The sequence below is a fragment of the Arthrobacter sp. SW1 genome (assembly GCF_001766675.1).
In the GTDB taxonomy this organism is placed as follows: domain Bacteria; phylum Actinomycetota; class Actinomycetes; order Actinomycetales; family Micrococcaceae; genus Arthrobacter.
Map to the genome: position 1 here is coordinate 126,074 of NZ_MJLT01000056.1, position 18,644 is coordinate 144,717.

Here is an 18,644-nt window from a genome sequence, read left to right on the forward strand (position 1 = left end):
GACCTTCAACGATGACGACCTCCGTGGAAACCAGCACCCACTACGTTCCCGAGAACCTTCCCACCCACATCCAGCACTACATCAACGGCCAGTTCGTTGACTCCGTCAGCGGCAAGACCTTTGACGTCCTGGACCCGGTCTCCAACAAGAATTACGCCACCGCCGCCGCAGGCCAGCAGGAAGACATCGACCTCGCCGTCGCCGCAGCCCGCGAAGCCTTCGTCAATGGCCCCTGGCCGAAGATGAAGCCGCGCGAACGCGCACGTGTCCTGAACAAGATCGCCGACGCCGTCGAAGCGCAGGAAGCCCGCCTCGCCGAACTTGAAACCTTCGACACCGGCCTGCCGATCACCCAGGCCAAGGGCCAGGCATTGCGCGCTGCCGAGAACTTCCGCTTCTTCGCCGACCTCATCGTGGCCCAGTTCGACGACGCCATGAAGGTCCCCGGCTCCCAGATCAACTACGTGAACCGCAAGCCGATCGGCGTCGCGGGCCTGATCACGCCGTGGAACACCCCGTTCATGCTCGAGTCCTGGAAACTCGCCCCGGCACTGGCCACCGGCAACACCGTGGTCCTCAAGCCCGCCGAGTTCACCCCGCTCTCCGCCTCGCTCTGGGCACAGATCTTCAAGGACGCCGGCCTGCCGGACGGTGTGTTCAACCTGGTCAACGGGCTCGGCGAAGAAGCCGGCGATGCCCTCGTGAAGCACCCGGACGTGCCGCTGATTTCCTTCACCGGCGAAACCACCACGGGCCAGACGATCTTCCGCAACGCGGCCGCCAACCTCAAGGGCCTGTCCATGGAACTCGGCGGCAAGTCGCCGTGCGTGGTGTTCGCCGACGCCGACCTCGACGCCGCGATCGACTCCGCCCTGTTCGGCGTCTTCTCCCTCAACGGCGAACGCTGCACCGCCGGCTCCCGCATCCTCGTCGAACGCCCCGTCTACGACGAATTCTGTGAAAAGTACGCCGCCCGCGCCAAGAACATCGTGGTGGGCGACCCCCACGACCCCAAGACCCAGGTGGGCGCCCTGGTCCACCCCGAGCACTACGAGAAGGTGGCCTCCTACGTGGAGATCGGCAAGTCCGAAGGCCGCCTCCTCGCTGGCGGCGGACGCCCCGAGCACCTCCCCGAAGGCAACTACATCGCACCCACCGTGTTCGCCGACGTCGCTCCGGACGCACGGATCTTCCAGGAAGAAATCTTCGGCCCGGTCGTTGCAATCACCCCGTTCGAGAACGACGACGAAGCCCTCGCCCTGGCCAACAACACCAAGTACGGACTGGCAGCCTACATCTGGACCCAGAACCTGACCCGGGCCCATAACTTCTCCCAGAACGTCGAGGCCGGCATGGTGTGGCTGAACAGCCACAACGTCCGCGACCTGCGCACCCCGTTCGGCGGCGTCAAGGCATCGGGCCTGGGCCACGAGGGCGGTTACCGTTCCATCGATTTCTACACCGACCAGCAGGCCGTGCACATCACCCTCGGGTCCGTGCACACGCCCAAGTTCGGCGCCTAAGACTTCCAGACCCTTTCAACGAAGAGAGACCATCATGAGCACCGTCATCCCCAAGCCATCCGTCCCGGCTCCGGACATCGTCCGCTGCGCCTACCTGGAACTCGTCGTCACCGACCTCGCCAGGTCCCGCGCCTTCTACGTGGACCTGCTGGGCCTGCACGTCACCGAGGAAGACGAGAACACCATCTACCTGCGCTCCTTCGAGGAGTTCATCCACCACAACCTGGTGCTCCGCAAGGGCCCGGTGGCCGCGGCTGCCGCCTTCGCCTACCGCGTCCGCACCCCGGAAGACGTTGACGCCGCTGAGGCCTACTACAAGGAACTCGGCTGCCGCACCGAACGCCGCAAGGACGGCTTCACCAAGGGCATCGGCGACTCCGTCCGCGTCGAAGACCCGTTGGGCTTCCCGTACGAGTTCTTCTACGAGGTGGAACACGTGGAGCGCCTCACCCAGCGCTATGACCTCTACTCCGCCGGTGAGCTCGTGCGCCTGGACCACTTCAACCAGGTCACCCCGGACGTTCCGCGCGGCCGCAAGTACCTGGAGGACCTGGGCTTCCGTGTCTCGGAAGACATCAAGGATTCCGACGGCGTCACGTACGCCGCGTGGATGCACCGCAAGCAGACCGTGCATGACACCGCCCTGACCGGCGGCAACGGTCCCCGCCTGCACCACATCGCCTTCTCCACGCACGAGAAGCACAACATCATCCAGATCTGCGACAAGATGGGCGCCCTGCGCATCAGCGACCGGATCGAGCGCGGCCCGGGCCGCCACGGTGTTTCCAACGCCTTCTACCTCTACATCCTGGATCCGGACGGCCACCGCGTGGAGATCTACACTCAGGACTACTACACCGGCGATCCGGACAACCCGACGGTTACCTGGGACGTGCACGACAACCAGCGCCGCGACTGGTGGGGCAACCCCGTGGTCCCGTCCTGGTACACCGAGGCCTCCCTGGTCCTGGACCTGGACGGCAACCCGCAGCCGGTCATCGAGCGGGAGGACAAGTCCGAAATGGCGGTCACCGTGGGCGCCGACGGCTTCTCCTACACCCGCAAGGACGAAAGCGGCGAAGCGACCGAAGGCTTCAAGCTGGGCGCCCAGGTCTAGGTTCAGGGTTCCCTGAAGAAAGGAACGGCATGCTGGACGCGACAACGATCGAGGCCATCGCAGACGAACTGGTGGAAGCCGGCCGCAGCCGGACCCCCGTACCGCGGCTGACAGCGCGGTACCCGGAGATGACGGTGGAGGATTCCTACGCCGTCCAGCAGCTCTGGCGGCGCCGCAACGAGGACGCCGGGCGGGTGCTGGTGGGCCGCAAGATCGGACTCACGTCCAAGGCCATGCAGGCCGCCACGGGCATCACCGAACCGGACTACGGCGCCATCTTCGATGACATGGTCCTGGAAACCGGGTGTTCCGTGGAGTGGGACCGCTACACCCATCCGCGGGTGGAAGTGGAACTGGCGTTCGTGCTGAAGCAGGACCTGGCAGGGCCCGGCTGCACTATTTTCGATGTCCTGAACGCCACCGACTACGTGGTTCCGGCCCTCGAGATCCTGGATTCCCGGATCGAAATGGAGGGCCGGACCATCGTGGACACCATCGCGGACAACGCCGCGATGGGAGCGATGGTGGTGGGCGGGCGCCCGGTGCGGCCGGACGCCGTCGACCTCCGCTGGGTGTCAGCCATCCTGTACAAGAACCAGACGGTGGAGGAGACCGGGGTCGCCGCAGGCGTCCTGGACCACCCTGCCGCAGGCGTGCACTGGCTGGCGAACAAGCTCGCCGCGCACGGCGACGGAATGAAAGCGGGGGACATCGTCCTGGCCGGTTCATTCACCCGCCCGCTCTGGGTGTACAAAGGGGACACCGTCCACGCCGACTACGGACCGCTGGGAGCCGTCACATGCCGATTCGAGTAGAGCCCGAACGCACCTTCACCCAAGCCCTTGCCGACGCCGGGCGGCCGCTCGCAGGGATGTGGGTCTGCTCCGGCAGCCCGCTGATCGCCGAGATCTGCGCGGGGTCGGGCATGGACTGGCTACTGATCGACGCCGAACACAGCCCCAACGGACTCGAGTCCATCCTGGCGCAGTTGCAGGCGGTCCACGGCTATCCGGTCCAGGCAGTCGTGCGCCCGCCGTTCAACGACACCGTGCTCCTCAAGCAGTACCTGGACCTGGGCGTGCAGAACCTGCTCATCCCCATGGTGAACTCCGCAGAGGAAGCCCGTGCCGCCGTGGCCGCCGTCCGCTACCCGCCGCACGGGGTCCGCGGCGTCGGCTCGGCGCTCGCCCGGGCGTCGCGCTGGAACCGGATCCCGGACTACCTCGGCCGGGCCTCGGAAACCATCAGCGTCACCGTGCAGATTGAGAGCGAAGCCGCCGTTGCAGCGGTGGAGCAGATCCTGGCGGTCGACGGCGTGGATGCGGTTTTCATTGGACCGTCGGACCTCGCGGCGTCCATGGGGCTGCTCGGGGAACAGGAGCATCCCAAGGTGCGGGCCGCCGTCGAGCACTGCCTCGCCGCAGCGCAGGCGGCCGGCAAGCCGGCCGGCGTCAACGCCTTCAACGAGGCGACGGCGCGCGCGTACCTCGAGGCCGGTGCGTCCTTCGTGCTGGTGGGTGCCGACGTCGCGATGCTCGCCCGCGGTTCGGAAACGCTCGCGGCGAAGTTCGTGCCGCAACCAGACCAGGATCAAGAGTCCGACGGCGGAGCTCGCCCGAGTTACTGAGCGTCATTTACGGAGGCGGCGTTACCGGGCAGGACCGGTGCGCCCGTGTAGTGTCGAGGCACTATTGCAAAGCCGATATTGGGGAGCGTGGATGAAGCGTCAGTTGGTTCCGGTGGTTGCGGCAGCTCTTGGAGCTGCGCTTTTGCTGGGCGGGTGCTCGAACGCAACAGGGATCAAGGCACTGGACCGCACGGCGACAGCTGAAGATGCGCTACCGGACAATTTCGACGCAGCGCCTGCGAAACCTGACAGCAGCCGGCTCCTGACCACGCATGACGGCGTTAGGTACTTCGTGGCGCAAGGAAATGACGCCGGCACTGCCTGCGTTGCTGCCATTGCGGAGACCGCTTCGAAAGGCTCGGTTGCCGGCTGCGGCCCGTTCACTTCACCCACAGACGTTGTCAGCGTCACCTCGCAGGACAGGACCGAAACCAAACTCGTCCGCGACGGTTTCGAAAGCAAGAAGCTTGAATCCGAGGGCTGGACGAGGATCCACGACAATCTGCTCGTCAAGACGAAATAGGCACCAAGGCTGGACAAACCGGGACTAGCCGATGATCGGCCTCTCCTCAGGCAGGCGGAACAGCCGCGGCCGCGAGGATAGCGCCAAGGAGGACGCCACGGTGATGGTGCCGATGCGGCCCGTGAACATGAGGGCCATCAGTACCCACTGCGCGCTTTCGGGCAGATGGTAGGTGATGCCGGTGCTCACGCCCACGGTGGCGAACGCGGAGATCGATTCGAACAGCACTTTTTCCAGGCTGTAGTCGGTGAACATCAGCAGCAACAGGGTCCCGCTGATCACTGCGGCGACGCCGAGAAGCGCCACAGTGAGGGCCTGTCGCTGCACGGACGGGCTGATGGAGCGGTGCGCGATCGTCACCTGCTCACGGCCGCGGATTTCGTTCCAGATGGCGAAGCCGAGCACCAAGAAGGTGGTGACCTTGATGCCGCCTGCCGTTCCAGCGCTGCCGCCGCCGATGAACATGAGGATGTCCGTGACCATGAGGGTGTCGGAGGAGGCCACGCCGTAATCGATGCTGTTGAACCCGGCCGTCCGCGGGAACACCGTCCCGCCCAGGGCGCCGAGGATCTTCCCGCCCGTGCTCAGCGGGCCCAGGGTCTCCGGCCGGTTCCACTCGAAGGCCGCGAACGCCACGAAACCGAGCACCAGGAGCAGCAAGGTACCGAACACCGTCAGCCGCAGGTGTACGGTCCAGTCCTTGAACCGGGTCCCGCTGAGCAACTGGATGATCACCGGAAAGCCGAGGCCGCCCGCAACGATCGCCAGGCAGATCGGCACCAGGATCCACGGGTCTTCCGCGAAGCTGATCAGGCTGTCGCTGTACAGGGCGAATCCGGCGTTGTTGAACGCGGACACCGAATGGAACACGCCATGCCAGAGTGAGAAACCCGGGTCGTGCCCGTAACCGAGCCAGAAGCGGAGCGAGAGCATGACGGCGATCGCGGCCTCCACGGCAAGCATGATCCGTGCGACGCGCAGGAGCACAGAACGGACATCGCCGAAGTTGAGCGTGTGGGTTTCGGACTGGGCCACCAGCTGGCCGCGGAGCCCAAGGCTTTTCCGGACCAGAAGCGCCAGCAGCGTGGCCAGGGTCATGATGCCGAAGCCGCCCACCTGGATGAGCCCCAGGATGATGACGTGCCCGAACGGCGTCCAGTACGTCGCCGTGTCCACAGTGACCAGGCCGGTGACACACACGGCGGATACCGCGGTAAAGAGGGGAGCGAGGCCCGGGTCTGCGCCGGGATCCACGCGCGAGAACGGCAGCGCCAGTATCCCCGCACCGATCAGGATGACCAGCAGGAATGCGAGGGGCAGGGAGCGTACGGGGTGCAGCAGTGCACGGGCGATGCCGCTTTCCTTCTTTGGCCCGTGACCGTCCGGCCCCCGGAGTTTCCGCCCGGGTACCGGTCTCCACGTTCTCGACAACGGCTCCGACAACGCCGCACTCCTCCATAGGCCCTTGAGCGCAGGCACGAATCAGGCCGGCGCTCAGGGAGCCTAACACCGCAAAATCGGCGTGGACCGAGGTTTTAACGAAACCTTTACGCGGCTTTCCGCGCCATGTACCACTCGGTGAATTCGGAGGCCCGGCCGTCGGGGGCGAAGCGGATCACCCAGAGGTTGTCGTAACTGGGCTGCCCGTTGAGGTAGGTGGTGAGGCCCTGGACGAATGCAAGGTTCCCGTCCTGGCCCAGGAGGGTCCATTCGAAGGTCCAGTCTTGCGGGGTATCGCCCGCACCGATCCAGCCGTCCACGATTTCGTCATGTCCAAGCCACGGCGATTCGGTGTCCGGCCGGGTGGCGTACACAGCGTCCTCCGTGAACAGCGCCCGGATATCGTCGGGGCTGTTCGAAGTCCACGCCGCGATGTACTTGTCCATCCACGCGTTGACGTCCATCCTTAGGTTCTACGCCCGCCCCGGCCCGCCAGCAAGGGCGCCCGCCATCAAGGTCCGCCCGAGTACCGTTCCAGCCAGCGCCGGGCCTGTCCGGCGATCCGCCGTTTCTGCGCGGCCAACTTCTCCGCGGCGTCCGCCGTCCGCCCCGCGCGCCGCGCATCCTGCTCCGCGGTAGCGAGCTCTTCCTCCAGGGAGGCGAGCCGCTCCCTGAGGTCCTTCATCTCCGCTTGGAGATCCCGACGCCGGATCGTCGCCTCTTCCAGGACGCGTGTGGCTTCGGCAAGCTCCGCCTCTGCCTGTTCCGCCGCGCGCTCGGCGTCCTCGGCTTTCGTCCGCAGGCTGTCGCGGGCTGCCGCGCTGCCCGCAGAAGCGCCGCCGTCGTCCGCTTTCCGGGAAGGCGCAGGAGGCGCGGCAGGAACGGCGCCGCCTTCCACTGCTACCGCACCCGACAGGTCCACCGCGTCGACGCCGTCGCCCTCCAGCCCGCGCACCAGCAGCCCGCTGCGGACGGCCGCCGCAGCCGCCTCATCGCCGAGCGCGGCACGCAGGGTTTCGGTCACATCGCTCGCCGCAGCGGCGCTGAGCCGCACACCGAGACCGGCGGCGATGTCATCGGCTTTCCCGACGGCGGCCGCCAGTATGTGCGGACGTTGCTGTCCGAGTTCACGCAGCTTGGCCGGATCGAGTTCCGCTTGCGCCTGCCGCAGGGCAGCACCCAAGGTGAGCAGCTCATCGAGTTCCGCGGCGCCGCTGCGTGCCAGCATGTTGACCGCCCACGCCGCGGCGCCGGGCTTTGGCAGGCGTCCGATCTGCGCGGCCAGTGCAGAGTCGCCGGAGGCCTTTGCTTCCTTGGCGCGGGCATTGCGGGCGGCGATGAAGCCGGCGGGCAGCAGCCCGTACAGTTCTGCTGCCACCGCACTCAGCTCCATGCGGAGCATCCTAGCGGCAAGGACTGACAGCCGGAACGGACGCCGTCGGCAGAAGCCGCTGGCCGCAGCGCGGAGAGTTAAGCCATGGCTGTGTGCGCGGCGCTGTGTGAATCCAGGGTTTTGGAATAGCACTGGGACCCGGCCACGCCAACATACGGCCCGAAATTGGGCACGGGCGCGAACCCCGAACTTTCGTAGAAGCTCCGCCCGTCGGTCTGCGCCGAACCCGCCTCCGCCGTGATCATCCGATATCCCCGGGAATGTGCCAAGCCCTCCAGGCTCGCCAGGATCGAACTGGCCACCCGGGATCCCCGGGCGTACGGCACCACGTAGAGCCGCTTGATCTCCACGGTGTGCTCATCCACGATCCGCAGCCCGCCGCATCCCAGCGGCTGCCCTGAACATTTTTCGTACGCCACCACGAAGACCGCGGTGTCGGCCTCCGACGGTGCCGGGCCGGGTTCATGGGCTGAGGTGCCGAAGCGGGAATCGAGCTCGGCCTGCTGGGCAGCGCGGAGGTCGGCACCCACGGGGTTTGCCCAAGTGACCTGACGGATATTGAGCCGCGGATTGGTCTGCATCGCTACCTCTTTCGCCGGAGGGGGTTATGCACACCAAGCCTAGGAAGCAGCGGTTACCGCCGTGTTTCTTCCGCGTAAGGGTCCGGAGAACTGCGGACGGCGGGCTAGAGCGCCTCGCCGGTGGGGTCCTCCGCGGTCGGATCCGCGAGAGCAAGCCCGCCCACCGGGATCCGGTCCCAGTGCAGCACGCGCCAGCCCTGCTCCGGATCGCCGTCCAGCACCACGATGCCGGTGTTGGGCAGTTGGTGGGTTTCGGCGAAGAGGGTGTCGATGTCTTCGCCGCGACGGCCTGCCCAGCAGCGGATGGCGGCGCCGTGGCTGACAATCGCCGCGGTTGCGTGGCCCGCGGCCGCCACCTTGTTCACTGAGGCGTCGAAACGCTCGAAGAAGTCGTGGCCTGTGAAGGCGCCGGGCATGCGCACGTCCAGGTCTCCGCCGGCCCAGGCGAAGACCGTGCCCATGTACCGCATATGCGATTCATGGTCCGTGTTCTTCTCCAGCGCCCCGGCCTCGATCTCATGCACACCGTCCAGGACGACGGGTTCCAGCCCGCATTCCTTGGCCAGCGGTGCGGCGGTCAGCTGGGTCCGCAACAGCGTGGAGGTGTAGATCGCCTCGATGTTTTCATCGGCCAATGCTTCCGGCAGGGCGGCGGCCTGGCGCTCGCCGAGCTCTGTCAGGCCAGGGCCCGGGAAGGCGGTGTCCAGCTGGCCAAGTACGTTGCCGGGAGTCTGGCCGTGGCGGATTAGCAAGAGCCTCATGCTGGCACTGTACTAGCGGTGGCTGACAGGATGCGGAAACGACGACGGCGGCGGGCCGGGACGCCCTGTCCATGGGGCTGTGTCCCGGCGCGCCGCCGTCGTGATCTGCTGGGAGGGGCCGCCCGGACGCGGCCCGCGCAGCTTACTTGAGGTGGTCCACCAGCTGGTCTGCGATGCCGGTGTAGCCGCCCGGGGTGAGCGCGAGCAGGCGTGCCTCGGCGTCGGCCGAGAGGCCCAGGCCGGAGACGAATTCCTTCATGCGGTCCGCGTCCACACGGTGCCCGCGGGTGAGGTCCTTGAGGCGTTCGTACGGGTTTTCCATGCCGGGGACGCCCGCGATCGCTTCGGCGCGCATGACCATCTGGATGGCTTCGCCCAGGACTTCCCAGTTGGTGTCGAGGTCGCCGGCCAGGACCTCCGCGGCGACATCGAGGGCCTTCAGGCCCTTGGCGACGTTGGAGATGGCCAGCAGGGAGTGGCCGAACGCCACGCCGATGTTGCGCTGCGAGGAGGAGTCGGTGAGGTCGCGCTGCCAGCGGGAGGTGACCAGCGTGGCGGCCAGGGTGTCCAGCAGCCCGTTGGAGATCTCCAGGTTCGCTTCGGCGTTTTCGAAGCGGATGGGGTTGACCTTGTGCGGCATGGTGGAAGAGCCGGTGGCGCCTGTAACCGGGATCTGGCGGAAGTAGCCGATGGAGATGTAGCTCCAGATGTCCGTGCAGACGTTGTGGAGGATCCGGTTGAAGCGGGCGATGTCCGAGTAGAGCTCAGCCTGCCAGTCGTGGCTTTCGATCTGGGTGGTGAGCGGGTTCCAGGTGAGGCCCAGGCCTTCGACGAAGGACTTGGACACGGCCTGCCAGTCGGCGCCCGGAACGGAGGCGACGTGCGCGGCGTAGGTGCCGGTGGCGCCGTTGATCTTGCCCAGGTATTCGGTCTTGGCAATACGGTCCAGCTGGCGGCCCAGGCGGTGCGCGATCACGGCCAGTTCCTTGCCCAGCGTGGTGGGCGTGGCGGGCTGGCCGTGGGTGCGGGACAGCATGGGCACGGCGCGGTTTTCCTCCGCCATGGCCTCGATCTGGCCCACCAGGGAACGGGCGGCCGGCAGCCAGACATCCTCCACGGCGCCCTTGATGCCCAGGGCGTAGGACAGGTTGTTGATGTCCTCGGAGGTGCAGCCGAAGTGGACCATGGCGGTCAGGTTTTCGATGCCGATGGCCGGCAGGCGGCGGCTGATGTAGTACTCGACGGCCTTGACGTCGTGCACAGTGACGGCCTCGATTTCGGCCAGTTCCGCAACCGCGGCGGCATCGAATTCAGTGACGATGCCGCGCAGCTTCTCCTGCTGTTCCGCGCTCAGGGGGCCGGCGCCGGGCAGCACGCTGTTGCCGGTCAGGTGGATCAGCCATTCGACCTCGACGGCCACGCGGTCGCGGTTGAGGGCGGCCTCGGACAGGTAGTCGACCAATGGCGCGACGGCGGACTGGTAGCGGCCGTCCAGGGGGCCGAGGGCAATCTGTTCCGGCGACGCGGCGAGGGCCAGGCGTCCGGAGGGCGTACGGGTAACAGCGGCGGCGGTTTCAGGCATGGGCCAATTCTTTCATGAACTGCCGCCGGCGCCTTAAGCGGAGCCGGCTATGTGAATACCGCCGCGGCCTGTCCTCCACAGCCGGCTTGTCCACATAGCGGCCGACGGTGGTTCCGCGCCGTCGGCGGGCGGCAATAGCGTCGGTGGACAAGCGGAAGCGGAAGGGCCGTTTCCGAAGACCGGCAAGGAGGCAAGGCAGATGGGGAAGCTGATGATGGCAGCGGCGGAAGGTACCTTCGACCCGGCGATCTGCGCTCCGCATGGCTTCGAGGTCCATGACCTTGCCCGCCGCGTGGCACAGTGCGCCGATGAGGCGGACGGAGTCCTGTCACAGCTCGGCCGTCTGCTGATGGAGCAATGGCAGTCCCCGGCGGGGGACGCCTACCGCAGGACCCTCGCCGTCCACATGGGGAGTCTTCGGAATGCGCGCGATGCGCTGCAGGAGGCCAGTGCGGTGGTCACACGCCATGCAATGGAACTTGCCGCCGTCACGAGGCGGGGTTTCTGATGGCCGAGATCTGGCCCCAAAACGGCACCGCGCTGCGTCCGGTGGAGCGTCCACCCGACGGAAACCTGCGCGTCCGCGGCGGCATCGGCGGCATCCGCTTCCAGTTCGAAGAGCTGCTCGCCGGGGCCAATGCCCTCGACGGTGCAGTCCGGCAGCTGGCCGCCATCGCCGCCGAAGCGGACGCCGTCCGGCACGCCCTCTTTCCTTCCCAGATGGAGGCGTACGACAGCGGCAGCAGGGCGATCATCGCCGTCGGGGAAAGCGGTGACGCCGTCGTCCGGGCGTGCGACAGCATCGGGCACACCAGGGACCAGGTGCGTGCCAGTTACCGCGAGTACGAATACACCGAGGCCATGAACGCCATCCGGTTGCGCACGGGGTTCCTCTACCCGGTTCCGCAGGAGGGCGTTGGGTTGTTTTCCGGGGGTTCCGGAACCCATCTTGGCGATGTCGACCGCGCTGAACACCTGGTGGCCCAGGTGCCGCTGATCGTAGGGACCTTGCTCGGCTCCGTCATCGGGGTACCCATGCTCGGGCAGCTTGCCGGTGCCCTCGCCGGCAAGACTGACGTGCGGACCATCCTGAAGACTGTCGCGGGCCTGCCCGGGCTCGAGTTCCTGAAGCCGCGGGCTGTCGCGGCGGAAAAATTGGAGACAAGCGTGGGGCCGGTGGATACCTCTCCTGCCGGGCTGCTACGGCGGACCGGGGAATTGCACGGCGCAGGCCAGGGGGAAATTGCCGTGATCAAGGTGGAAGGCGCGGGCAGCAAGCCGGCGTGGGTGGTCCTCGTCCCCGGGACGCAGCCCGGGCATCCCCCGGGTGGAAGCAATCCAATCGACGAAGGTGGAATTGTCGATGCGCTCGGCTACGACTCCGCCCACCTCGCGCCGGCGATCATGGCGGCCCTGAGGGAAGCTGGAGCGGATGCCGGGGACATGGTCGTTGCGGTAGGCCACAGCCAGGGAGGCGCGCACGTTATGAACCTCGCAGCCAACAAGGCCTTCCTCGCCACGTATGACCTCAAATATGTCCTGACGGCCGGCTCCCCGGTCGGCGGCATCACGCCGGCTCCCGGAATCAGCAGCCTGCACCTGGAACACAGCCAGGACTGGGTCCCGGGCACGGATGGAGTCCCCAACCCGGACACCCGGGACCGGGTGACGGTAACGCTGGAAAACCCGGTCCGGACCCCGGACGGTGAAAGTCCCGGGCTGGGTCCGGGCCATCGCCTGGAAACTTATGCAGAAGGCGCCGAGCTTGTTGAGGCCAGCCGGGATCCCTCGCTGCTGGCATCCACCGCAGTCCTTGCTGGCGTGATCGGTAAAGGAAAAGCGACGGCGGTGACCCGCTTCAAGCTCACCCGGGAACCCATGCAGCAGCGGCCCAGGCCCTCGCAGCTTCCGGAGCAGGACAGGCCGCGGATCCCGGCGAACCGTTCCATGGCCGGGCCGCGTTGAACTTGGCCCGGTTCAGCGCCGGTGGGCTCCGGGGATGCGGTTGGCCACCATCGAAATGATGCTGATGATGATCGCTGCGAGAACCGCGGTCCAGAAGAAGGAGTCGATGGTCAGGTGGACGGGGGTGTAGCTGCTCAGCCATGCGGTCAGGTAGAGCATTGCCGCGTTGATGACGATCGTGAACAGGCCCAAGGTCAGGATGGTGATGGGGAGGGAAAGCAGCTTCACGAGCGGCCGGACGAAGGCGTTGACGATCCCGAAAATCAGGCCGATAAAGAGGTACGCGAGGATGATCCCCAGGGTTTCACCGCCCTGCGTGATGCCGGCATTGTTGACGGCGTTGCTCGTGGCCGTGGTGGAAATATCCAGGCCGGGAAGGAGCCAGCTGGCCACCCAGAGGGCAAGGCCGTTGATCAGGACTCGGACAATGAATGCACCCATGCGCCCATGCTGTCACAACCCGGCCCTGTCCCACATCGGCCCCATCCCGCATCGGCTCAAGGGGCCTCCGTCTCATGGCGGAAAACCTGACCCCGGAAAAGACGGCCAAGTAGGCTTGGAACCATGACTTCTTCTGACATTGCGCAGGACGGCGTGCGGCCCCGCCCCGTGGTCGACAGCCTCCCCAAATACGCGGCAGGGAAGCCTCCGGCGGTGATCGAAGGCCTGGCCAGTTACAAGTTGTCCTCGAATGAGAACCCACTGCCGCCCATCCCTGCGGTGCTCGCGGGCATCGCCGACCAGACGGACATCAACCGCTACCCCGATCCGCTTGCAACGAAGCTGCGGAACGCGCTCGCGGCCTTCCTCGATGTTCCCGCCGAGGACGTGGTCACCGGCGCAGGAAGCCTCGGAGCCCTGAACCAGATCCTCGCAGCGTTCGCCGGGCAGAATGCTGACGGCAAGGCCGACGAGGTGATCTACGCCTGGCGCTCGTTCGAGGCCTACCCCATCTGCGTGGGCCTCGCCGGTGCCGAAAGTGTGCGGATCCCGCTGCTCCCGGACGGACGGCACGACCTCGAAGCGATGGCCGCAGCTGTTACGGTGCGCACCAAGGTCATCCTGCTGTGCACACCGAACAATCCCACCGGTCCCATCCTCACCGCGGAGGAGACCGAGCGTTTCATCCAATCGGTTCCCGCCGGCGTCGTGGTGGTCATTGACGAGGCTTACCAGGAATTCGTCCGCGACGCGGGCGCGGTGGACGGCATCCAGCTCTACCGGAAGTACCCCAACGTTGTGGTGCTGCGGACTTTCTCCAAGGCGCACGGCCTCGCCGGTCTCCGTGTCGGCTACAGCGTGTCCGGTCCGGAAATCACCCAGCACCTCCGGGTTGCCGCCACTCCGTTCGCGGTCTCGCAGATCGCCGAACGGGCGGCCGTCACCTCGCTGGAACATTTCGATGAGGTGGCCGAGCGTGTCCAAGGGCTCGTGGACGAGCGCGAACGCGTCGTATCGGGTCTGCGTGAGCTCGGCTGGTTTGTTCCGGAGGCCCAGGGCAACTTTGTCTGGCTCAACCTCGGGGTGCACAGCGCAGACTTTGCGGAACTGGCCGGAGAGCAGGCCCTCTCGGTCCGCGCCTTCGCAAACGAGGGCGTCAGGGTCAGCATCGGTGAGGTCGAAGCGAATACGCGTTTCCTGGATCTCTGTGCCGGATATACAAATGCGCCACAGCCTTTGTAGTGGTTCACAAATGTCTTTGGGCCCCTTACTGCGGATAAAGTAAGGGGCGAAAGCCAAATATTCCATTTGGGGAATGCATTCCTCAAATGGAATATATCAGCGAAAAATGCTCAGCGTCGGCTGCGGCAGGCAAAGGAGACGGAATGGGCTCAACCCAATTGCCCACCCCGGGAATCGACGGTCTCGGTCAGCAGTTCCTCGAGGGAACGGCATCCGGAGACCCCGCAGCGGGGATGGTCCAATTGCTCGGGCCGGACGGCACGCTCGGCAGTGATCCGGTGTTCTCGGACTACGCCAAGCGGCTCGAACCGGAGCAGCTCCGCGGCTTTTACGCGGACATGGCCAAGATCCGGCGCTTCGACCAGGAAGCCACCGCCCTGCAGCGGCAGGGCGAACTGGCCCTCTGGGTTCCGCTCACCGGACAGGAAGCCGCCCAGATCGGCTCCGGCCGCGCCAGCCAGCCGCAGGACTACATCTTCCCCACGTACCGGGAACACGGCGTCGCGCTGACCCGCAACGTGGACCTCGCGGAACTGCTGAAGCTCTTCCGCGGCATCTCCAACGGCGGCTGGGACCCCAACGAAAACAACTTCCACCTCTACACCCTGGTCCTCGCCGCCCAGACCCTCCACTCGGTGGGTTACGCAATGGGCATCCAGCGGGACCAGAAGCTGGCCGAGGCTGCCGGCTCCAACGATCCCAAGGCGGCCGTCCTGGCCTTCTTCGGTGACGGCGCGAGTTCCGAAGGCGATGTCCACGAGTCCATGGTGTTCGCCGCGTCCTACAACGCGCCGGTGGTGTTCTTCTGCCAGAACAACCACTGGGCTATCTCGGTTCCCACCGAGGTCCAGACCAAGATCCCGCTCTTCAACCGCGCCAAGGGCTACGGCTTCCCCGGCATCCGGGTGGACGGCAATGACGTCATCGCGGTCCACGCCGTCACCGAGTGGGCCCTGGAGCACGCCCGTGAAGGCAAGGGCCCGGTGCTGATCGAGGCCCACACCTACCGCCTGGGTGCCCACACCACGGCGGACGACCCCACCAAGTACCGCCTCTCGGACGAAGAGAACGAATGGCGGAGCAAGGACCCCCTGGACCGCCTGGAGAAGTACCTCCGCGCCGAAGGCCTGGCGGATGACGCCTTCTTCGAACAGGTCAAGCAGGACGGCAACGAGCTCGCTGCTTATGTCCGCAGCACTGCCCTCGCGCTGCAGGCGCCGGACATCCACGATGCCTTCGCCGGTGTCTACGCCGAGCCGCATCCTCTGGTGGATGAAGAGCAGGCGTGGTTCCGCGAATATGATGCAGGCTTCGAAAGCGAAGAGGAGGCGGGTCGCTGATGGCCACCATGACCGTAGCCAAGGCCATCAACGAAGGCCTGCGGGCAACGCTTGGCAACAACCACAAAACCCTGCTCATGGGCGAGGACATCGGTGCCCTCGGCGGCGTCTACCGCGTCACGGACGGCCTGCTGAAGGACTTCGGCCCGGACCGCGTCGTGGACAGCCCGCTGGCCGAGTCTGGCATCGTGGGAACCGCCATCGGCCTGGCCCTGCGCGGCTACCGGCCCATCTGCGAGATCCAGTTCGACGGCTTCGTGTTCCCGGCGTTCAACCAGATCACTACCCAGCTGGCCAAGATGCACTTCCGCAGCAGCGGCAAGCTCACCGTTCCCGTGGTCATCCGCATCCCCTATGGCGGCGGCATCGGCTCGATCGAGCACCACTCGGAATCCCCGGAAGCGCTCTTCGCGCACACAGCAGGCCTGCGGATCATCACCCCGTCCAACGCCCACGACGCCTACTGGATGATCCAGCAGGCCGTCGAATGCACGGACCCGGTGATCTTCTTCGAGCCCAAGCGCCGCTACTGGCTCAAGGGCGAAGTCGACACCGAGAACCCCGGCCCCTCGGCCGATCCCTTCAAGGCACATGTGCTGCGCGAAGGCAGCGATGCCACCATCGTGGCGTACGGCCCGCTGGTTCCCGTGGCCCTTGCCGCGGCCGCCGCGGCAGCTGAGGACGGCCACAGCATTGAAGTCATCGACCTGCGCTCGATTTCCCCGATCGACTTCGACACCGTGGAAGCCTCGGTGAAGAAGACCGGACGCCTGATCGTGGCCCACGAGGCGCCGACCTTCGGCGGCATCGGCGGCGAAATCGCGGCCAGGATCAGCGAACGCGCCTTCCTGCACCTCGAAGCTCCGGTCATCCGCGTGGGCGGCTTCCACATGCCTTACCCCGTGGCGAAGGTCGAAGAAGATTACCTGCCGGACATCGACAAGATCCTCGAAGCCCTCGACCGTTCGCTGGCTTACTAGCTAAGGACCGAAGTGACTGTAAAGAAATTCAACCTCCCGGACGTCGGTGAGGGCCTGACCGAGGCCGAGATCGTCTCTTGGAAGGTCAAACCGGGCGACACCGTGGCCATCAACGACGTCATCTGCGAGATCGAAACCGCCAAGTCGCTCGTCGAACTGCCGTCCCCGTACGCAGGAACGGTGTCCGAGCTGCTCGTGGCCGAAGGCATCACGGTCGAAGTCGGCACGCCCATCATCGGCATCTCTGACGGAGCTGCAGGCGCCGCAGGTGACGCGCCCGCCGCGGCGGCTCCCGCCGTCGTCGACCCTGCGCTTGAGGTGCCGGATTCCAGCCAGCCCCTGTACGGCAAGCTTTCCGAGGACACTCCCGACGCCGGTTCCTCCGACGGCGGCCCGGCCGGCGGTCCGCTGGTTGGCTCCGGTCCGAAGGCCGACGCCGTCAAGCGGCGCCCGCGGCGGAACGCAAGCTCCGCCGTCGCACCCTCCGCCCCGGCAGCGCCCGCTCCGGCAGCGCCTGCGCCTGCGCCAGCTCCCGCTAAAGCTGAGCCCGCCCCGGCTCCCGCCCCCGCTGTTGAACCGCCCCCCGCCCCGGGCCTCGGCGGCGCCCTCGGTGCCACGGTGAGCGGCCTCGTCAGCCGGGTGCTGGCCAAGCCGCCGGTCCGCAAGATCGCGCGGGACCTCGGCATCGACCTGGCCGACGTCGTGCCCACCGGCGCCCGCGGCGAGGTGACCCGCGAGGACTTGGTCAGCTACCAGGCCCAGCGCGACGCCGAACTGGACCAGGCCGACACCTTCTGGGGCGCATCCCGCAAGCCGCAGGACCAGCGCGTCGAGCGGATTCCGGTCAAGGGCGTCCGTAAGGCCACCGCGAAGGCCATGGTGGACTCTGCCTTCACCGCCCCGCACGTGAGCATCTTCGTGGACGTTGACGCCAGCCGCACCATGGAATTCGTCAAGCGCCTCAAGGCCTCCCGCGACTTCGAAGGCATCAAGGTCTCCCCGCTGCTCATCCTCGCCAAGGCCGTCATCTGGGCCGCCGCGCGCAACCCCAGCGTCAACGCGAGCTGGGTGGAAAACGCGGACGGCAAGGGCGGCGCTGAAATCCAGGTCAAGCACTTCATGAACCTCGGCATCGCCGCCGCCACGCCGCGGGGCCTGATGGTGCCGAACATCAAGGACGCCCAGGACCTCTCGCTCAAGGAGCTGGCCCTGGCGTTGAACGAGCTGGCCACCACCGCACGCGCGGGCAAGACCCAGCCGGCCGAGATGCAGGGTGGCACGCTCACCATCACCAACATCGGAGCCCTCGGCATCGATACCGGCACGCCCATCATCAATCCGGGCGAGGTGGCGATCGTTGCGTTCGGCACCATCAAGCAGAAGCCGTGGGTGCTGGACGGCGAGGTCATTCCGCGCTGGATCACCACGCTGGGCGGCTCGTTCGACCACCGCGTGGTGGACGGCGACCTGTCCGCCCGCTTCATGGCCGACGTCGCAGCCATCCTTGAGGAGCCGGCCCTGCTGCTGGATTAGCGTTCCTGCAGGGCCCGGGGCCCTGCAGGCTTAAACAGGAAAGCCCGACGGCGCCGCGCGAGTGAATCTGCGCGGCGCCGTCGGGCTTTGTGTCAGTGCGAGGGACTCAGTAAATCGAGCTCGTGTAGGCCAGCTGTGCCAGCTGCTCTTCGTCCATGTTGCCCATGAGGCCAATCGAGATGGCGGCGGCGAGCAGGCCGAGGGCCAGCATCATGGCCGTGCCCATCACCAGGGCGCGCCAGTCGGAGCGCAGCACGCTGCCGAGGGTTTCCGGCATCTGCAGCAGCGGGGAAATCATGTTCGGGGCGCTGTCCGTGGTTCCGTCGTCCAGGACCGCGACGATGCGGTCGTTGGCGCGGTCGAAGCGCATGGAGCTGATGTGGTTTCCGTGGCGGGCAAGGAGGATGTCATGCCCGACGCGCTGGCGCGGCTGAAGAGTAAGCAATTGAGGTCCTGGAGGTCGTGTGTGATGGGCGGCTCGCGCCTTCGGGGGCCTTCCTCAATTTTATCGGCGAGGTCCTTGACAACCGGCCGAAAATGGGGTGAGACCGCCCACCAGGCGGCGTGATTCCCGTCAACAAAGCCTCAACAAAAAA

At 66.5% G+C, this 18,644-nt stretch carries 19 protein-coding genes; 11 read left to right on the forward strand and 8 right to left on the reverse strand.

The window, feature by feature from the left end; translation table 11 throughout:
• Positions 1-11: 11 nt before the first annotated feature.
• From hpaE to BIU82_RS16640, 5 genes are all read left to right on the forward strand, one after another.
• Positions 12-1,523 carry a 5-carboxymethyl-2-hydroxymuconate semialdehyde dehydrogenase gene (gene hpaE / locus BIU82_RS16620; RefSeq protein ID WP_070350562.1) on the forward strand — a complete coding sequence of 504 codons (1,512 nt, stop codon included), beginning with the start codon at positions 12-14 and terminating at the stop codon, positions 1,521-1,523.
• A 34-nt stretch (positions 1,524-1,557) separates the two neighbouring features.
• Positions 1,558-2,640 (forward strand): 3,4-dihydroxyphenylacetate 2,3-dioxygenase, encoded by a 1,083-nt coding sequence (gene hpaD, locus BIU82_RS16625; RefSeq protein WP_070350563.1) that lies wholly within the window; start codon positions 1,558-1,560, stop codon positions 2,638-2,640.
• Positions 2,641-2,669: 29 nt separating this feature from the next.
• Positions 2,670-3,455: a 2-oxo-hept-4-ene-1,7-dioate hydratase gene (gene hpaH / locus BIU82_RS16630; protein WP_070350564.1), complete on the forward strand. Its 786-nt coding sequence runs from the start codon at positions 2,670-2,672 to the stop codon at positions 3,453-3,455.
• The gene (locus tag BIU82_RS16635) at positions 3,440-4,267 is read left to right on the forward strand and encodes an HpcH/HpaI aldolase/citrate lyase family protein (RefSeq protein ID WP_083292398.1); all 828 of its coding nucleotides are present in this window, start codon (positions 3,440-3,442) and stop codon (positions 4,265-4,267) included. The genes hpaH and BIU82_RS16635 overlap by 16 nt, the downstream gene beginning before the upstream one ends.
• A 91-nt stretch (positions 4,268-4,358) precedes the next feature.
• Positions 4,359-4,790 carry a hypothetical protein gene (locus tag BIU82_RS16640; RefSeq protein WP_139146664.1) on the forward strand — a complete coding sequence of 144 codons (432 nt, stop codon included), beginning with the start codon at positions 4,359-4,361 and terminating at the stop codon, positions 4,788-4,790.
• Positions 4,791-4,814: 24 nt separating this feature from the next.
• On the opposite strand, the gene BIU82_RS16645 is transcribed toward BIU82_RS16640, so the two are convergent.
• The 6 genes from BIU82_RS16645 to purB all read right to left on the reverse strand — a co-directional run bounded on the left by BIU82_RS16645 (position 4,815) and on the right by purB (position 10,547).
• Positions 4,815-6,143, reverse strand: coding sequence for a potassium transporter TrkG (locus BIU82_RS16645; RefSeq protein ID WP_070350636.1), 1,329 nt, complete (start codon positions 6,141-6,143; stop codon positions 4,815-4,817).
• A gap of 194 nt (positions 6,144-6,337) precedes the next feature.
• Positions 6,338-6,694: a nuclear transport factor 2 family protein gene (locus BIU82_RS16650; RefSeq protein ID WP_253182820.1), complete on the reverse strand. Its 357-nt coding sequence runs from the start codon at positions 6,692-6,694 to the stop codon at positions 6,338-6,340.
• 47 nt (positions 6,695-6,741) lie between these two features.
• On the reverse strand, positions 6,742-7,623 hold the full coding sequence (locus BIU82_RS16655) for a hypothetical protein (RefSeq protein ID WP_070350567.1): 882 nt from the start codon (positions 7,621-7,623) through the stop codon (positions 6,742-6,744).
• 77 nt (positions 7,624-7,700) lie between these two features.
• The gene (locus BIU82_RS16660; protein WP_070350568.1) at positions 7,701-8,204 is read right to left on the reverse strand and encodes a GNAT family N-acetyltransferase; all 504 of its coding nucleotides are present in this window, start codon (positions 8,202-8,204) and stop codon (positions 7,701-7,703) included.
• Between the two features lie 104 nt (positions 8,205-8,308).
• Positions 8,309-8,965, reverse strand: coding sequence for a histidine phosphatase family protein (locus BIU82_RS16665; RefSeq protein ID WP_070350569.1), 657 nt, complete (start codon positions 8,963-8,965; stop codon positions 8,309-8,311).
• A gap of 142 nt (positions 8,966-9,107) precedes the next feature.
• Positions 9,108-10,547: an adenylosuccinate lyase gene (gene purB, locus BIU82_RS16670; RefSeq protein ID WP_070350570.1), complete on the reverse strand. Its 1,440-nt coding sequence runs from the start codon at positions 10,545-10,547 to the stop codon at positions 9,108-9,110.
• Positions 10,548-10,746: 199 nt separating this feature from the next.
• On the opposite strand from purB, the gene BIU82_RS16675 reads away from it, so the two are divergent.
• Positions 10,747-11,055, forward strand: a complete 309-nt coding sequence (locus tag BIU82_RS16675) for a hypothetical protein (protein WP_139146665.1) — start codon at positions 10,747-10,749, stop codon at positions 11,053-11,055.
• Positions 11,055-12,512 carry a hypothetical protein gene (locus tag BIU82_RS16680; RefSeq protein WP_070350571.1) on the forward strand — a complete coding sequence of 486 codons (1,458 nt, stop codon included), beginning with the start codon at positions 11,055-11,057 and terminating at the stop codon, positions 12,510-12,512. Before BIU82_RS16675 ends, BIU82_RS16680 begins: the two co-directional genes overlap by 1 nt.
• Positions 12,513-12,524: 12 nt before the next feature.
• Here the strand turns inward: BIU82_RS16680 and BIU82_RS16685 are convergent, their stop codons facing one another.
• On the reverse strand, positions 12,525-12,953 hold the full coding sequence (locus tag BIU82_RS16685) for a phage holin family protein (RefSeq protein WP_070350572.1): 429 nt from the start codon (positions 12,951-12,953) through the stop codon (positions 12,525-12,527).
• 123 nt (positions 12,954-13,076) lie between these two features.
• Between BIU82_RS16685 and BIU82_RS16690 the strand changes: the two genes are divergently transcribed.
• From BIU82_RS16690 to BIU82_RS16705, 4 genes are all read left to right on the forward strand, one after another.
• The gene (locus tag BIU82_RS16690; protein ID WP_070350573.1) at positions 13,077-14,195 is read left to right on the forward strand and encodes a histidinol-phosphate transaminase; all 1,119 of its coding nucleotides are present in this window, start codon (positions 13,077-13,079) and stop codon (positions 14,193-14,195) included.
• Between the two features lie 143 nt (positions 14,196-14,338).
• Positions 14,339-15,535: a pyruvate dehydrogenase (acetyl-transferring) E1 component subunit alpha gene (pdhA, locus tag BIU82_RS16695; protein WP_070350574.1), complete on the forward strand. Its 1,197-nt coding sequence runs from the start codon at positions 14,339-14,341 to the stop codon at positions 15,533-15,535.
• Complete coding sequence (locus BIU82_RS16700; protein ID WP_070350575.1) at positions 15,535-16,515, forward strand: alpha-ketoacid dehydrogenase subunit beta; 981 nt, start codon at positions 15,535-15,537, stop codon at positions 16,513-16,515. Before pdhA ends, BIU82_RS16700 begins: the two co-directional genes overlap by 1 nt.
• Before the next feature lie 12 nt (positions 16,516-16,527).
• On the forward strand, positions 16,528-18,048 hold the full coding sequence (locus tag BIU82_RS16705) for a dihydrolipoamide acetyltransferase family protein (RefSeq protein WP_070350576.1): 1,521 nt from the start codon (positions 16,528-16,530) through the stop codon (positions 18,046-18,048).
• A gap of 106 nt (positions 18,049-18,154) precedes the next feature.
• Here BIU82_RS16705 and BIU82_RS16710 read toward each other — a convergent pair whose 3' ends face one another.
• Positions 18,155-18,493 (reverse strand): hypothetical protein, encoded by a 339-nt coding sequence (locus BIU82_RS16710; protein WP_139146666.1) that lies wholly within the window; start codon positions 18,491-18,493, stop codon positions 18,155-18,157.
• Between the last annotated feature and the right edge of the window lie 151 nt (positions 18,494-18,644).

What these genes read in the sequence shown, in the direction of transcription:
- BIU82_RS16635 (WP_083292398.1), top strand. Translation starts at nt 3,440, where the DNA reads ATGCCGATTCGAGTAGAGCCCGAACGCACCTTCACCCAAGCCCTTGCC.
- BIU82_RS16700 (WP_070350575.1), top strand. Translation starts at nt 15,535, where the DNA reads ATGGCCACCATGACCGTAGCCAAGGCCATCAACGAAGGCCTGCGGGCA.
- hpaH (WP_070350564.1), top strand. Translation starts at nt 2,670, where the DNA reads ATGCTGGACGCGACAACGATCGAGGCCATCGCAGACGAACTGGTGGAA.
- BIU82_RS16690 (WP_070350573.1), top strand. Translation starts at nt 13,077, where the DNA reads ATGACTTCTTCTGACATTGCGCAGGACGGCGTGCGGCCCCGCCCCGTG.
- BIU82_RS16660 (WP_070350568.1), bottom strand. Translation starts at nt 8,204, where the DNA reads ATGCAGACCAATCCGCGGCTCAATATCCGTCAGGTCACTTGGGCAAAC.
- BIU82_RS16680 (WP_070350571.1), top strand. Translation starts at nt 11,055, where the DNA reads ATGGCCGAGATCTGGCCCCAAAACGGCACCGCGCTGCGTCCGGTGGAG.
- pdhA (WP_070350574.1), top strand. Translation starts at nt 14,339, where the DNA reads ATGGGCTCAACCCAATTGCCCACCCCGGGAATCGACGGTCTCGGTCAG.
- BIU82_RS16675 (WP_139146665.1), top strand. Translation starts at nt 10,747, where the DNA reads ATGGGGAAGCTGATGATGGCAGCGGCGGAAGGTACCTTCGACCCGGCG.
- purB (WP_070350570.1), bottom strand. Translation starts at nt 10,547, where the DNA reads ATGCCTGAAACCGCCGCCGCTGTTACCCGTACGCCCTCCGGACGCCTG.
- hpaE (WP_070350562.1), top strand. Translation starts at nt 12, where the DNA reads ATGACGACCTCCGTGGAAACCAGCACCCACTACGTTCCCGAGAACCTT.
- BIU82_RS16640 (WP_139146664.1), top strand. Translation starts at nt 4,359, where the DNA reads ATGAAGCGTCAGTTGGTTCCGGTGGTTGCGGCAGCTCTTGGAGCTGCG.
- hpaD (WP_070350563.1), top strand. Translation starts at nt 1,558, where the DNA reads ATGAGCACCGTCATCCCCAAGCCATCCGTCCCGGCTCCGGACATCGTC.
- BIU82_RS16655 (WP_070350567.1), bottom strand. Translation starts at nt 7,623, where the DNA reads ATGGAGCTGAGTGCGGTGGCAGCAGAACTGTACGGGCTGCTGCCCGCC.
- BIU82_RS16650 (WP_253182820.1), bottom strand. Translation starts at nt 6,694, where the DNA reads ATGGACGTCAACGCGTGGATGGACAAGTACATCGCGGCGTGGACTTCG.
- BIU82_RS16685 (WP_070350572.1), bottom strand. Translation starts at nt 12,953, where the DNA reads ATGGGTGCATTCATTGTCCGAGTCCTGATCAACGGCCTTGCCCTCTGG.
- BIU82_RS16665 (WP_070350569.1), bottom strand. Translation starts at nt 8,965, where the DNA reads ATGAGGCTCTTGCTAATCCGCCACGGCCAGACTCCCGGCAACGTACTT.